The sequence below is a fragment of the Rhizobium sp. 10N414 genome, from assembly GCF_056394785.1.
Genome location: NZ_JBFTIN010000018.1, coordinates 83,855 through 98,129, shown reverse-complemented (window position 1 = coordinate 98,129; position 14,275 = coordinate 83,855). Strand labels below are relative to the sequence as shown.

15 protein-coding genes are annotated in these 14,275 nt (G+C 60.1%); 13 read left to right on the top strand and 2 right to left on the bottom strand.

Going from position 1 to position 14,275, the window contains the following annotated elements; translation table 11 throughout:
* Positions 1–17 precede the first annotated feature (17 nt).
* The 3 genes from AC1DE4_RS17680 to AC1DE4_RS17670 are packed head-to-tail and all read left to right on the top strand — an operon-like array spanning position 18 to position 4,098.
* Positions 18–1,358 (top strand): cbb3-type cytochrome c oxidase subunit I, encoded by a 1,341-nt coding sequence (locus AC1DE4_RS17680; protein WP_018856217.1) that lies wholly within the window; start codon positions 18–20, stop codon positions 1,356–1,358.
* A 27-nt stretch (positions 1,359–1,385) separates the two neighbouring features.
* Positions 1,386–2,198 carry a CbbQ/NirQ/NorQ/GpvN family protein gene (locus tag AC1DE4_RS17675; RefSeq protein ID WP_062368241.1) on the top strand — a complete coding sequence of 271 codons (813 nt, stop codon included), beginning with the start codon at positions 1,386–1,388 and terminating at the stop codon, positions 2,196–2,198.
* 7 nt (positions 2,199–2,205) lie between these two features.
* Positions 2,206–4,098, top strand: a complete 1,893-nt coding sequence (locus AC1DE4_RS17670; RefSeq protein WP_477882309.1) for a nitric oxide reductase activation protein NorD — start codon at positions 2,206–2,208, stop codon at positions 4,096–4,098.
* Between the two features lie 525 nt (positions 4,099–4,623).
* On the opposite strand, the gene hemN is transcribed toward AC1DE4_RS17670, so the two are convergent.
* The gene (gene hemN, locus AC1DE4_RS17665) at positions 4,624–5,976 is read right to left on the bottom strand and encodes an oxygen-independent coproporphyrinogen III oxidase (RefSeq protein ID WP_169680310.1); all 1,353 of its coding nucleotides are present in this window, start codon (positions 5,974–5,976) and stop codon (positions 4,624–4,626) included.
* Positions 5,977–6,195: 219 nt separating this feature from the next.
* On the opposite strand from hemN, the gene AC1DE4_RS17660 reads away from it, so the two are divergent.
* The 5 genes from AC1DE4_RS17660 to AC1DE4_RS17640 are packed head-to-tail and all read left to right on the top strand — an operon-like array spanning position 6,196 to position 8,956.
* Complete coding sequence (locus tag AC1DE4_RS17660; RefSeq protein WP_062368245.1) at positions 6,196–6,480, top strand: DUF2249 domain-containing protein; 285 nt, start codon at positions 6,196–6,198, stop codon at positions 6,478–6,480.
* 15 nt (positions 6,481–6,495) lie between these two features.
* Positions 6,496–7,869: a hypothetical protein gene (locus AC1DE4_RS17655; RefSeq protein ID WP_477882306.1), complete on the top strand. Its 1,374-nt coding sequence runs from the start codon at positions 6,496–6,498 to the stop codon at positions 7,867–7,869.
* Positions 7,853–8,371 (top strand): DUF2249 domain-containing protein, encoded by a 519-nt coding sequence (locus AC1DE4_RS17650; RefSeq protein ID WP_477882304.1) that lies wholly within the window; start codon positions 7,853–7,855, stop codon positions 8,369–8,371. The genes AC1DE4_RS17655 and AC1DE4_RS17650 overlap by 17 nt, the downstream gene beginning before the upstream one ends.
* Entirely contained in the window at positions 8,364–8,666 is a 303-nt protein-coding gene (locus AC1DE4_RS17645) for a metal-sulfur cluster assembly factor (RefSeq protein WP_025660776.1), read from the top strand. The genes AC1DE4_RS17650 and AC1DE4_RS17645 overlap by 8 nt, the downstream gene beginning before the upstream one ends.
* Before the next feature lie 29 nt (positions 8,667–8,695).
* Positions 8,696–8,956 carry a DUF6522 family protein gene (locus AC1DE4_RS17640; RefSeq protein ID WP_025660777.1) on the top strand — a complete coding sequence of 87 codons (261 nt, stop codon included), beginning with the start codon at positions 8,696–8,698 and terminating at the stop codon, positions 8,954–8,956.
* A 181-nt stretch (positions 8,957–9,137) separates the two neighbouring features.
* Here the strand turns inward: AC1DE4_RS17640 and AC1DE4_RS17635 are convergent, their stop codons facing one another.
* Positions 9,138–10,352 carry an NnrS family protein gene (locus tag AC1DE4_RS17635; RefSeq protein WP_477882302.1) on the bottom strand — a complete coding sequence of 405 codons (1,215 nt, stop codon included), beginning with the start codon at positions 10,350–10,352 and terminating at the stop codon, positions 9,138–9,140.
* Positions 10,353–10,553: 201 nt separating this feature from the next.
* Here AC1DE4_RS17635 and nirK point away from each other — a divergent pair, with 201 nt between their 5' ends.
* The 5 genes from nirK (at position 10,554) to AC1DE4_RS17610 (ending at position 14,168) form a co-directional block, all read left to right on the top strand.
* Positions 10,554–11,702 (top strand): copper-containing nitrite reductase, encoded by a 1,149-nt coding sequence (gene nirK, locus AC1DE4_RS17630; protein WP_062368251.1) that lies wholly within the window; start codon positions 10,554–10,556, stop codon positions 11,700–11,702.
* Positions 11,703–11,780: 78 nt separating this feature from the next.
* Positions 11,781–12,740 (top strand): SUMF1/EgtB/PvdO family nonheme iron enzyme, encoded by a 960-nt coding sequence (locus AC1DE4_RS17625; RefSeq protein WP_477882300.1) that lies wholly within the window; start codon positions 11,781–11,783, stop codon positions 12,738–12,740.
* The gene (locus tag AC1DE4_RS17620) at positions 12,730–13,425 is read left to right on the top strand and encodes a Crp/Fnr family transcriptional regulator (RefSeq protein ID WP_025660781.1); all 696 of its coding nucleotides are present in this window, start codon (positions 12,730–12,732) and stop codon (positions 13,423–13,425) included. The genes AC1DE4_RS17625 and AC1DE4_RS17620 overlap by 11 nt, the downstream gene beginning before the upstream one ends.
* 6 nt (positions 13,426–13,431) lie before the next feature.
* Positions 13,432–13,812: an Rrf2 family transcriptional regulator gene (locus tag AC1DE4_RS17615; protein WP_169680317.1), complete on the top strand. Its 381-nt coding sequence runs from the start codon at positions 13,432–13,434 to the stop codon at positions 13,810–13,812.
* 185 nt (positions 13,813–13,997) lie between these two features.
* Complete coding sequence (locus AC1DE4_RS17610; protein WP_477882297.1) at positions 13,998–14,168, top strand: hypothetical protein; 171 nt, start codon at positions 13,998–14,000, stop codon at positions 14,166–14,168.
* Positions 14,169–14,275 lie beyond the last annotated feature (107 nt).

Sequence of the window (14,275 nt, the reverse complement as noted above, 5' to 3'; positions counted from 1 at the left end):
AGGGAGAGGTTTTTAAGATGAAGTACAAGACTCAGAGCGTTGCGATGCTCTACTTCTACGGAGCGCTCGGCCTCTTCATGGCACAGCTCCTGTTCGGCGTGATCGCGGGCACAATCTACGTGTTGCCCAACACTCTCTCCGTCATGCTGCCTTTCAACATCGTTCGAATGGTACATACGAACGCACTGATCGTATGGCTGCTCATGGGCTTCATGGGCACCACATACTTCCTCCTTCCCGAGGAGTGCGAGACGGAGCTTTACAGTCCGAAACTCGCAAAGGCGCAGTTCTGGATCTTCCTCGTGGCCGCCGCAGTGGCGGTCGTCGGATACCTCTTCCATATTCACGAAGGCCGTGAATTCCTGGAGCAGCCCTTTGCCATCAAGGTCGGTATCGTCATTGTCGCCCTGATGTTCCTGTTCAACGTCACGATGACGGCTCTCAAGGGGCGCAAGACCACCATCACCAACATCCTTCTGTTCGGTCTATGGGGCGTTGCAATCTTCTTCCTGTTCGCCTTCTACAACCCCGTAAACCTTGCTCTGGACAAAATGTACTGGTGGTACGTCGTTCACCTGTGGGTCGAAGGCGTGTGGGAACTGATCATGGCCTCGGTTCTGGCCTTCCTCATGATCAAGTTGAACGGTATCGACCGGGAAGTCGTCGAGAAGTGGCTCTATGTCATCATCGGCCTGGCCCTCTTTTCGGGGATCCTCGGCACCGGCCATCACTATTACTGGATCGGCGCACCGGGATACTGGCAGTGGATCGGCTCGCTGTTCTCCACCCTCGAAGTCGCACCGTTCTTCACCATGGTCGTCTTCACCTTCGTCATGACCTGGAGGGCTGGACGCAAGCATGAGAACAAGGCGGCCCTCCTCTGGTCGATCGGATGTTCTGTAATGGCCTTCTTCGGGGCCGGCGTTTGGGGCTTCCTGCATACGCTGTCGTCGGTGAACTACTACACCCACGGCACGCAGGTCACCGCCGCTCACGGTCACCTCGCCTTCTTCGGTGCATACGTGATGCTGAATCTCGCCGCCATGGCCTACGCCATTCCGCAGATCCGCGGACGCGCGCCATACAACCAGTGGCTCTCGATCAGCAGCTTCTGGATCATGTGCGGGGCGATGTCGGTCATGACTTTCGCGCTGACCTTCGCGGGCGTCATCCAGGTTCACCTGCAGCGCGTTCTCGGTCAGTCCTACATGGACGTCCAGGACCAGCTCGCCCTCTTCTACTGGGTCAGGCTCGGCTCCGGCGTCTTCGTCTTCATCAGCGCGCTGATGTTCATCTGGTCGGTGCTTGTCCCCGGACGCGCACGCATGCCCAACGCAGCAGTACAGCCCGCCGAATAAGGCGGGCCCCCTCACTGGAGATCAGTCATGACAATAGCCCTCAATCATCCGCTGCATCCAAAGGACGAAATTCCCTACTATGCGCCTCAGGGCAATGAATGCGCCCTTTTCGAGAGCGCCTGGACCCGGCAACTTCCGGTCCTGCTGAAGGGCCCGACAGGATGTGGCAAGACCAGGTTCGTACAGCACATGGCAGCCCGCCTGGGGCTGCCCGTATCGACGGTATCCTGCCACGACGACCTTACCGCGGCAGACCTGACCGGTCGCTACCTCCTGAAGGGAGGCGAGACCGTATGGATCGACGGCCCGCTCACAAAGGCGGTTCGCAACGGTGGCATCTGCTATCTCGATGAGATCGTCGAGGCGCGCAAGGACGTGGCGGTGGTCCTCCATCCGCTAACCGACGACCGCCGGATCCTTCCCCTGGAAAGAACAGGCGAGCTTCTCGAGGCACAGTCGGGCTTCATGGTCGTCGTTTCCTACAATCCCGGCTACCAGAACCTTATGAAGGCGCTGAAGCCCAGCACGCGGCAGCGTTTCGTCTCGATCGAATTCGACTTTCTGCCGCGGGACAAGGAAATCGCCACCGTCTCGCGCGAGAGCGGGCTTCCTGAAGCCAGGGTCGCGTCTCTCGTCGATCTCGCCCGACGGCTCCGCTCGTTGAAGGGACAGGATCTCGAGGAAGGCGTTTCGACCCGGCTCCTGATTTATTGCGCGACGCTTGTCGAGGCCGGAATTCCCATGGTCGAAGCCGTCAGGGCCGCAATTATTGAACCACTGACCGACGAGGCCGATGTCAAGGCGGCGCTCGTTGAAGTTGCCAAGGCGACGATAGGCTAGGTGCGAGATGCTTGAGTTTCTGGAGCTGGAAGAAACCGTTGGACGCACCTGGCATCGCCTCGTAGGCGATACCAGCTCCTGGAAGCGCCATCCGGAGCATGCTGTCCATCTTGCCGACCTAAAGGCGCAGCTCGCGGTCTGCTTCCGCGCCTTTGGTGGCGGGCGCACGCTTCAGATCCAGAAAGCGCGCCAGAAAACCTCGTCTCATCGTCTGCGGCTTCGCCAGGTTGTCGGTCTCGGCGAGGAAAGAAGCGATCATCCATCCTGGGACAGTTCCGCGATCCATCTACCGGCCACGATCGACCTCTTCCACGACGAGAGGCTCAATCGTGACCTCTACTTCTGGCTCGCGGGATATATCGCTGTCGCACAGATGCCGGGGCCGGCCTCCAGCGACAGGATGCTGGGCGACATCGCCCGGATCGAGGCGGGGCGCAGCAATTGTGCGCGGTTGGTCAGGGAATTCCCCGGAATGGCAGAGCGATATGCCCGCCTCAGCCATGCGGTCCTTTCCTGCCGCGTTCGGGGGAAACTCCCTCAGGCAGAGATGCTTGTTGAAGATTTCGTGAAGAGTGCCCTCTCGTTCCCCTTGGAGCATGCCCTCCCGTCGGGGTGCAGGCCGGCTCTTGCGGCGGCTCCTCCCGGATACCTGCCGATGCTTCCCGTTCCCCTCTGGCCCGACTTCACCGGGCGGGCGGAATGCCAACCGACCGACCGAGACGACCTTCCATCCGACGACACATCATCTGATGACGATGGAAAGCGAGTTTCTCACGAGGCAAAGCGAAAGGACGATGCCGCCGACCGAAAGCGCGACCCGTTTATTCTCAACCGCTTCGAGAAGATCCTCGCCATGGCGGAAATGGTCAATGTAGACCGCCCGACGGACGACAGGGAGGACGACGAAACGTCGGCTGCCGACGAGCTCGACGACATCACGCTCAGCGGAACCAAGGAGCGGCCGAAGTCAAAGTTCCACTTCGATCTCGACCTCTCCCCCGAAGCCGTTGATCCTTCGCGAATAGAAGGCGAGTTGCTCTATCCGGAATGGAATTTCAGGACACAACAGTACGCTGAAGACCATTGCCGGGTCGTGCTCGGGACAATTCAGGACACGGAGATTTCCCCGATTGCAGGCGACCAGTCCGTGATCCGGAAGGTACGCAAGCAGTTCGAGATCCTTCGGCCACGACGTGAGATCTGCCGAGCACAGTTGGACGGAAACGAAATCGATCTTGAAGCGGTGGTGCGCTCGCGCATCGATCTTCTGGCCACCGGTTATCCCGATGACCGCATCTACGAATCTTCGCGTCCTGCGGCCCATGAGCTGGCCACATCCATTTTGGTCGACGTCTCGCTATCCACGGATTCGTGGCTCGACAATCGGCGGGTGCTCGACGTGGAGATGCAGGCGCTTAACGTGCTGGCTCGTGGCCTCGACGCCTGCGGCGACAGCTTTGCGATCGACACGTTCACGTCTCGCCGACACAGCTGGATCCGGGTGGACAGTGTAAAGCGCTTCGAGGAACAGTTCTCCGCCACGACCGCCAGGCGCATCGCCAGCTTGAAGCCCGGCTACTACACCCGCATGGGCGCGGCGATCCGACACGTATCTAAGCAACTCGACTTACAGGGGGCAAGGAAGAAGCTGCTGCTGATTCTGACCGACGGAAAGCCGAACGACGTGGATCATTACGAAGGCCGGTTCGCGCTCGAGGACTCCCGACGGGCGGTGATGGAGGCCCGCAATCGCGGCCAGGCAGTGTTTGCGGTCACAGTCGACCGCAATGCTGGCGATTACCTTCCCGCGATCTTCGGGCGGTCGGGCTTCTCGCTGGTCTCAAATATTGCGAAGCTTCCGAGCGCTCTTCCTGTGATCTATCGAAACCTGACGGCATAGCGGGGCTACGATCACTGCCAGGGGCGTATGTGCGGTCGCCTGTGCGGGCGGTCCAGGCGGTCCTTTTGGCATTGGATGGGGGCCGACGTCGAGGCTGAGGGGTTGGGAAGATTTCTGGCGGCGATCGCGCGCAAGCCAAGTCGCCCTTGGTTCTGCGGCTGGTCACCCGCAAAAGGGGCGCCGGACAGGAGCATCGAAACAATGATGTTGCCATCTCGCGGACCATCCCCCATGTCACGCCGATCATTTGACGAACGATGCCGCCTTCTGGCGGCGAGTTTCACCGAAACAGGCTCACCGAACTTCCATCCACGAGATGCTGCGCGGCAGGATTGAGATTGGCAGCGCGGCGACGGTGCTCGCAAGGGGAGCCTGGCCGCCAACCCTGCCAATGGCGACGAGCGAGACCCCAGAGATTGCCGGAAATGGCGGATACGGTCTGGCGGGTTGCGTCTGGCCGAAACCGTCCCGGCCAGCAGATAACGCGAAAGGTCAACACCCCATGAAGAAGCGGGCGCGACCAGCTTAGGCTGCCTTGCTGTGAGACCGTCCCAAGGACCCGAAATAGGCGTCGAACGCGGCAGCAACCGCCCTGACCATAAAGCGGGAACTCCTTGAAACGACCACCCGGCCCTCCTCGATCGTGACTACGCCGTCCGAGACAAGCGCCTGCAACCGGTCGTTCCTGTCGAGCAGAAAACCGCTCTCGTATCCTGATTCCTCGGCCAGCTTCGGCAGATCCACCTCGAAGTCACACATCAGGCGCTCGATCACTTTGGCACGAAGCTTGTCTTCCCCGGTTAGCATATAGCCTTTCGCCGTGGGCAAAACACCGGATGCGACCCGTTCAGCATAGCGGCCCAGCGCCACGTGATTTTGGTAGTAACCGGACGGCAGCCTTCCTATCGCGGAGGCGCCAAGGCCGATCAGGGTGGCACAGTCATCCGTGGTGTAACCTTGGAAGTTCCTGTGGAGGGTGCCGGCGCTGGAGGCGACTGCGAGCTCGTCACCTGGCAACGCAAAGTGATCCAGGCCAATGCGGACATAGCCACAGTTGACAAGTTCCTCCGCCACCGCCTCGGCCTGCTCGTTTCGCTGCGCGGCATCCGGCAACGCGGCTTCATCTATAAGCCGTTGATGCTTCTTGAAGGCCGGGACATGAGCATATCCAAAAACAGCGAAGCGCTCGGGGCTCAATTCGACTGCCTGTCTGACCGTATCCACGCACGATTGGACAGTTTGATGTGGCAGGCCATAGATCAGGTCGAAATTGATGCTCGTCACCCCGAAGGAGCGCAACCCTGCGACGGCTGCCTGGGTCTGACCAAAGGTCTGGATGCGGTTGATGGCCTTCTGAACGACGGGATCGAAACTCTGCACGCCGAGGCTGGCACGATCAACGCCGTTCTCTCCCATCGCCGCGATCATTTCTGGCGCGAGTGTGCGCGGGTCGATTTCGACTGCCACGCTGGCGTCGTGCTCGAACTGAAAGGCGCTCCTGAGTTTCATCATGAGCGCCGCGAACTCGTGGGGCTTCATGATCGTGGGTGTTCCACCTCCGAAGTGGACGTTCTTGACCGGCACATTGTTTCCGGCCGCAAACGACACCAGTTCGATCTCCTGGCTCATGACGTCGAGATATTCCAGGATCGGTGCGTCCTGCCGGGTGATGGTCGTGTGGCATCCACAGTACCAGCACATCGAGCGGCAAAAGGGCACGTGCAGATAGATCGAGACAGGGTCCGAGGCGGATATGGCTTGAAGCCCTTGCGCGTATTCGTCAGGTCCAACTGTCGCAGCGAATGCCGGTGCGGTTGGATAGCTTGTGTAGCGCGGGAGTCGGGCGTCGCCGTATTTGGCGACCAGAGCTTCCGACATGTCGATCTCCTTTCTTGAGGATCATCGCGCTCTTATGTCTGCCCGCCGCCTGCATTTCCTTGTCATATGTCAATGAAAACGAATTCGCACGGGTCAAACCTCCTCGATGTTTGTTCGCTGTCAAAGTGCCCCAATCCGCGCAAGCCTATCGTTGCCAACTGACAACGGATGCGCCGCGGTCCCGTCGATCATCATGCCAGCGGCTGAAGGAACAATCACATGACTGACGCGCCCTCCACGCAAAGCGAAATCACGCATATCGACGTGCGTGTACTACCGCCATTTGAGCGTCATCCCCAAATCTTCGGCACGCTGCATACGCTGACGCCTGGAAAGGTTTTGCATATCACCAGTGATCACGAACCCCGGCCGCTTCAATACCAGTTGGAAACGGCACTTCCTGGAAAGTTTTCCTGGGAATACCTGGAGCAGGGGCCGGAGGTCTGGCGTGTGGAGATCACCCGTCTCGACGCCGGCTGCGACTGCTGCTGCGGCAGCCACTAGCACCGGAGAAGCACGATGATGCCAATGGGCGCCAGTCTGTCGCGATGGACCATGTGCTACTTCGGCGCAGCTCTCCTCTTTCTGCTGTTTGCGGAGGTTCTGCTTTCAACAGGAAGCTGGGCGCCATCCGTCGACGTCAGCGATCCTCGCGCCCTCATCGTCGTGCACTCTGTAACGATTGGATGGCTTGCCCTCTTGATGATCGGCGCGCTGCTCCAGTTCGCACCGGTTCTTACGGGGTTGAGCCTTCCCAAAGGACGGTACGACGTCCTTGGCCTCGGCGGCATCGTCGCCGGGCTTGCTCTTCTGCTGCTGGGCTTCCATTTGATCGACCGTGGATCCGAACTCGCGGGCGGGGTGATGCTCGCTGCGGTCGCCACTCTGGCGCCTTCGCTTTCCTGGGTGGGAACTGCGTTGCTGCTGGTGCTGTGGCGCGGTCGCAAAAGTCATCCGGCATCGCCCCTCGTCCTGATCGCAATCGGTTGCCTCGCGGCAACAGCCGCCCTCGGCTCGCTCTTTGCTGTCACCGTTTCGGGTGTCTCCCAGGCACCGGTTTTCATCGTCCTTCTGCTCCATGGGATTCCCTTCCACGCAAGCTTCGGCCTCGGGGGGTGGATGACGTTGGCGGCCATCGGCGTAAGCTATAAATTGCTCCCGATGTTCCTGTTGTCCGACGACATGAAGCGGGCGCAGCTTATCGCCAACATGGCTGGCGTGAGTATGGTCGTGCTGGCGGTGGCGACTGCGATTTCACTGACGTGGCCGACCGTTTCCCAATGGTTGCTGGCAGCGGCAGCAATAGTGTTCGCTGTAGCGATCGCCATATATGTACTGGAGTTGATATCGGCCTACAAAGGACGCCGCCGCGGGCCTCTGGAGGTGAACATGTCCGGATCACTGCCGGCCTTCACGCTACTCGGACTGTCAATGTCGATGCTGGCCACAGGCCTCGCATCCAATGTGGGGAGCCATTTTCTCGCAGCCGCGGTCTATCTGTTCGTCTTCGGCTGGCTGACGGGCCTGGGTCTTGCCCAATTGCTCAAGATCGTTCCCTTCCTGACGTGGATCGAGGTCTTCGGCCCCCTCCTCGGACGCCGGCAGACGCCGCGTCTCTCCGATCTCGTATCGGGAGGCCGGGCCGCGATCTGGCTTTGGCTCTTCTACGGCGCGGTTGTCGTCGCGTCGTTTGCAATATCTTTGGCTTTCGACGGCCTTTTCCGTGTTGCCGTCATCCTCCAGACCTTCTCGACCGCTGCTCTCATCATCGAGCTTGTCCTTGCTCGCTCACTCGCAAATATAGATGCTTCGATGAAGACAGCACCATTCAAAAAGCCGGCGCTTCTTTTCGCCGTTAATCAAAGGGGTAACGCCAATGGTTCAGCTTCGTGAACTCGACGTACGTCAGATCCTGCGGGACGGCGGGATGCCGTTCCAATTGATCATGGATACCGTCTCCAGCCTTGATCCTGGCGAGGGACTTAGGCTCCATGTGATATTCCAGCCGGTTCCCCTGATCCGTCAGCTCGAGCAGCGGGGCTACTCGCACGTCGCTCGAAAGCTTTCGGACGATGACTGGGAGATCGATTTCGTCCCCGGCGTCCAAGCTGTCGAACCTGACCTGGCGGCCCCGGCGACGGAAGCCATCTGGCCCGATCCGGTTTGGAACCTCGATCTAACCGACCTTCCGCCTCCCGAACCGATGGAGCGTATCCTCGCGCGGCTCGAGACGATGGAAAGCGGCGAAGTCCTTTTCGCCCTGCTGAACCGTGAACCGGTTTTTCTCTTCAATGAGCTGAAGGACCGCGGCCATGAGTGGATCGGGAACTTCGACGACAGCGGAAAGGTTTACAGGATCATGATCAGAGCGACGCCGGCAGGTTCGGATGGCTGATCTCTCTCGGAATATGATCCTCGACGTGCTCCGGGGAATCAAGGACCCGGAGGTAGGAACCAGCATCGTGGACCTGGGTCTCATCTACGAGATAGATACCGACCCCACAGGCATCGTAAGGATCAAGATGACCACGACCACGCGCTTCTGTCCGGTATCGGGCTTCATCGTCGAGGCGGTAAAGAACCGTGCCGCCGAGGTCGACGGCGTGATCGATGTCGTTGTCGATCTCGTCTACGATCCTCCATGGTCGCCAGACATGGCCGCGCTGTTTTCAATCGAACAGCCAGCCTGACGACGGCCAAGATAGAAAGGCATCAAACTGTGAACATCGACCTTGATAACCTGGCCGTAGATGCTTCCTATCTGGCAGGCCGGTTTGGCCTGTCGGCAGAGACGCTTCGAGGCTACATGAAGCGGGGCCTTGTCCGTGGCACAGTCGAGGCCGGTGTTGGTGACGACGCCGGCAGGACGCGCCTTTCGGTCCGTTTCGGCAACCGCATGTGGATTGCAATCGTGAGCTCAAACGGCAGCATTTTGAGCGAAGAGACAAGATTTGTCGCAAAGGGACCGCAGGGCTCGTAATCGGGTACGAAGCGGTTGCCCCGCCCTGTCGCTTGTTCCCGCCCGTCTCTCTGGAGCGTTCGCTTGCTGATGGCCCCGACCTCGTGAGCGCCACAGGACCGTCATCGCGCGTCTTTCCGCTTCCCCTTTCGGCTGTCGGACGACCGCGCCGAAACGCTCGGCGCGGAACGCTGCCCGACACTCATTTTCCCCTGACGGTCAACGGCTTGCGGCCAGTGCAGAGCATCGGGGCATGCTCGAATGCAAACATTGCCAACGCAGCCATCCATCCGATCGCCGAAGTCATCAATATCTGTGCAGTGAACGATGGCGCGATTTCTGCAAGCGGTCGCAGAAGAGCCACGAAGGCAAGAACGACATAGGATGCGTTCGTCATCCTGCTCGATTTGAGCTTGCGTCCGGTATGGCCGCGAGTGGCACGCGTCATGACGGCCAGCATCATCAGCGAAATGGCGCCGATGGCGAAGACATGCAGCACTGCGATCTGGGGTAGTCCTGCGGCACCAAGAGCGACGGCGGCAAATCCCAATGGAACGAAGGCAAAGGCGGCATGTAGAACGAACACGATCGGCTCCGCCCAAGTGGTCCAGCCGCGCCAACGGTACAGGCGAATGACATTCATCACCGTCGCGACAGCGGCGACGATGCCGGTCGCGATCGCGTCTGGCCAGACCGCCCAGGATCCGAGCGCGACTGCGCCCACGATGATCGTTGCCGCGTCATACCGATTGTACGGTACGGGAAAGTCGGTTCGCCCGAACTGGTTCAGCCAGTTGCGGGTAAAACTGGGAAGGATTCGGCCACCGACGATTGTCACCAACAGCACGTAGGCGCTCAGCCCGAGACGAATAGGCAGCTCGGGGTTTATCCCGTTGATTGCCTTCACCTGGAAGCAGATGTTGGCGACAGACAGGATGAAAAGTCCGGCGACAACCTTCAGGTCCTTCCATTTCTTGCCTGCGACTACTTCTCGCGTGCACAGGACAAGCATTGCGGGCAAGAAGAGGGCGTCGACAAAAGCGGCTGCCACAACCCCTGTAAGACCGCTCGCCAACATCGCGAGGCGACCAGCGCACCAGATCGAGAACAGGAAGGCCAGCGGTCGCCCAGCTATCGGAAGTCTGCCCGTCCAGTTCGGTATTGCCGTGAGCAGAAATCCCGCCAGGATTGCCGGCGCGAAGCCGAACAGCATCTCGTGGGCGTGCCAATATAGTGTCCCATAGTCTTCAGCGACCGGAACGCCAAGCGTCAGATAAGCGGTCCAGAGGCCCATACTGACAATGCCCCAAAGCGCGGATGCTAGAAAGAATGGCCGGAAGCCATACGAGAAGAGGACAAGGCCGGTCCGCGACATGCCGCGGGGGACGCGCGTCTCGGCGTCCATGGTCTTCTGCATGATCGTAGTCTCCAAATTGACGGCCAAGCAATGCCAAGTTTTGGAGCGCAGGTCGTTGATATTACGCAAATAGGGACAGTACAACTTTGCGCTGCCACAAATAGCAAATTTGCGCCAAGTCAAAGAGTTTGACCGCCTTTTCTCTACTCTCCTTCTCGACAGGGCGGGGTTCGCTCGCTCTTCGACCACAGGAGTTGGGAAATGACAAACACAATGCAAATGACCCGGCGCACCATGCTGACCGGCGCCGCTGTCGCAGGGGCGCTTACACCCATCATCGTCGCGAGCACCGCTGCCCATGCCGACGATCATGCCGCCCCCGCGGAACTCAAGGGTGCCAAGAAGGTCGACCTGTCGAAGCTGGCTCGTGAAAAGGTCGAACTCGTAAAGCCGCCGTTTGTGCACGCTCACGATCAGAAGGCCAAGGGTGGCCCAAAGATCAAGGAATTCACGCTTACCATCGAAGAAAAGAAGATGGTGCTGGACAAGGACGGCACGGAAGTGAACGCCATGACGTTCAACGGCTCGGTCCCCGGCCCGCTGATGGTTGTCCACCAGGATGACTATGTCGAGCTGACGCTCGTCAATCCCGAAACCAACACGATGCAGCATAACATCGACTTCCACGCCGCGACCGGCGGCCTTGGGGGTGGCGCTCTGACCGTCGTGAACCCCGGTGAAAGCACCGTCCTGCGCTTCAAAGCCACGAAGGCAGGCGTCTTCGTCTACCACTGCGCTCCTCCCGGAATGGTGCCTTGGCACGTGACATCGGGGATGAACGGGGCAATCATGGTGCTGCCGCGTGAAGGCCTGACAGACGGTCACGGAAAGCCGCTCGTCTATGACAAGGTCTATTATGTTGGCGAACAGGACTTCTACATCCCTCGGGATGAAACCGGGAAATTCAAGAAATACGAAAGCCCCGGCGAGGCCTACGAGGACACCGTTGCGGTGATGAAGACCCTTACGCCGACCCATATCGTCTTCAACGGCGCGGTCGGTGCACTGACTGGCGACAATGCGATGACCGCCAAGGTCGGCGAAACGGTCCTGATCATTCATTCGCAGGCCAACCGCGACACGCGTCCGCATCTCATCGGTGGCCATGGCGAATACGTCTGGGCAACCGGCAAGTTCGCCAACGTGCCCGATATCGACCAGGAGACCTGGTTCATTCCGGGCGGTACCGCAGGCGCTGCGATTTACACCTTCGCTCAGCCTGGCATCTACGCCTACGTGAACCACAACCTGATCGAGGCGTTCGAGCTTGGTGCGGCGGCCCACTTCAAGGTCACGGGGGACTGGAACGACGATCTCATGACGTCGGTCAAGAGCCCGCAAGCAAGTTGACCATTGGCGGGGGAGGTGCGCGGACGGGGGTGGTCCGCGCACCGTTTTTTATAAGGAGGCGCTACTCGCGAAAAGACCATGAACAGGCACGCTGAGACTGGATCGGTTTCAGGCATTTCGATCGCTATTCCACTCGCTCTTCTGGCCGCGCTCTCCGGAGCGGTTGCCGTGAAGGCGGGTTTTGCTTCGTCCGGTCAACACGACGGTGAAGTTACCGCTCCGGAAGTGGTCACCATACAGCCTCATTCTTTCGAGTATCGCGAGGCGACCGAATACTTTCGCAAGGGGCTTGCCGTCGACGCGCCAAAGCACGACGCGAAGGTCCGCCTCCCGCTCGACGTCATGAAGTTTCAGACGAGCCGCGCAGAATATCAGCGCTGCGTGCTGGACGGCGCGTGTGCACCGGCCGAATATGAAGGCCAGGCCGGGCCTGACCTGCCGGTCACAGGGGTGAGCTACGACGATGCAGTGCAGTACGCGGCATGGTTATCGCAGCGGACAGGCGAGAACTGGCGCCTGCCGAGCGACTTTGAACTTGCATACGCCGCAGCCGACCGCTTTCCTGACGATGCGCTCGGCATCGACGCCGACGACACGAACCCGGCGACACGTTGGCTTGCCGATTACGAGCGCGAGGCCCGCCGCGCGGCGTCGACCAACCCCAAGCCGCAGCCGAGAGGTTCGTTCGGCATCAGCACGACCGGCCTTGTCGACTTCGCGGGCAATATCTGGGAATGGACCTCCACGTGCAACAGGCGCGTCGATCTAGACAAGGCAGCAGAGACGGAGACACTGGATCCGGCAGGCTGCGGCATTATAATAGCTTCTGGTAAGCACAGGTCGCCGATGAGCAGCTTCGTTCGAAATCCCAAGGGCGGTGGCTGCGCAGTCGGAGCGCCGCCCGACAATCTCGGTTTCCGGCTCGTCCGCCGTCCCACGTTTTTCCAGAGCGTGGTGGCGTTCGCCCGCAGGGCCGCAACGGACGCTCTTGGCCCCCATATCAGCGCCCAGACGGAGCAGAACGAAAATGAAGGTTGATCGCGCAGTAGTGAAGTCCCTGCCGCTCTTCGAGCGGATGACGGACACCGACCTCGACACGATGCTCGAGCATGCTGTGCCGCGTCGCATCGCCCAAGGAGATACCGTTTTCGAGCAAGGGGCACAGGCGAAGTCGTTCTTCCTGCTGCTGCATGGGCGGCTCAAGGTGACGCAGGTGACGCAGGACGGCCAGCAGATCATTGTCCGGATGGTACACCCCGGCGACTTGTTCGGTTTCGCCATGGCGTTTCGCAGGACCGACTACCCAGGCACGGCCCGTGCCGCGGCCGAGAGCTTGATCCTTGGATGGCCGACGGACATGTGGGGACGCTTCGTCGAACAGAACCCACGCCTGGCGATGACCGCGATGCAGACCATCGGCCAGCGGCTTGAAGAGGCCCACGTCAGAATTCGCGAGATGTCGACGGAGGAAGTTGAAAAGCGCGTCGCGCACGCCGTGCTGCGCCTGTCCAAGCAGGCGGGAAAGGCCGACGGTGTTGGCATCCGGATCGACTTCCCGATATCGCGGCAGGATATCGCGGAGATGACCGGAACGACGCTTCACACGGTCTCACGCATCCTCAGCGCGTGGGAATCAAAGGGTATCGTCGAGGGCGGGCGGCAGAAACTCACCGTCACCGATCCGCAGCGCCTTCTGAAACTGGCCGACGGCGAACGCGAGTAGACCGCCATGGCCGTGATGTTGGACAACGGCATACGGCTGCTTCTTTTGGCCGCTGGGCGCCATCCCTTCCGGGTTACGATCGCCGAGACCGCCGAGGCTTTCGGGGCGTCACACCCACACCTTGCGAAGGCAGCGAACCTTCTGGTTCGTCGCGGTTTTTTGGCGAGCCGGCGCGGCAAGAGAGGAGGCCTTTTCCTTGCGCGGTCGCCAGAGACGATCTGCCTTGCGGAGGTTGCCGCAGCGCTCGTTTCCTGCGAGGCCAGGTCGGATGCGCTGGACACTCTCCAAGGATGGCGGACGATAGAGCAAGGAGCTGCCCTCGCCTATAAAGGTCATCTGGCCAGACATACGCTCGCTGACCTCCTTGAACCCGCCAATTCCAGGTAGCTCCCCCTTACACCTTTGAAGCGCTGCGGCATGCGGGATGTCTTCGCCAGGGGCGCATGCGTCGATATTCGCCTTCCGTTTCCCGATAACGTTGATGGAGGTCAAAGTGCGCTCTTGCCCGCTTCGCTAGGCTTCGTGCAGGCACTGAATCAATTGCTCGCTCAAGCGGGTTCAACGGAAAAGAAATGAAAAGAACCATGAGACCACAGCAGAAGCCGCTCGTCGTAGAGATCAAGAAGCGCAGAGCTCCCCGTGCAGCCGGAGCCGAACACAAGCCCGACCTTGATGCGCGCACCGGCAAGGTCGACACGGACAAGCTTTGCCGGCTGGTCTTCGGTCGTCTGCAGCGTTCCTGAGACAGGCTGATGCCTTGTGCGCGGCCGGCGATTTTTCCAAACCTTCCGGGCACTCAGAAATCCCTCCGCTCCAGCGGTTTTCCATCTCGATAGTGTTTTGCGATGGA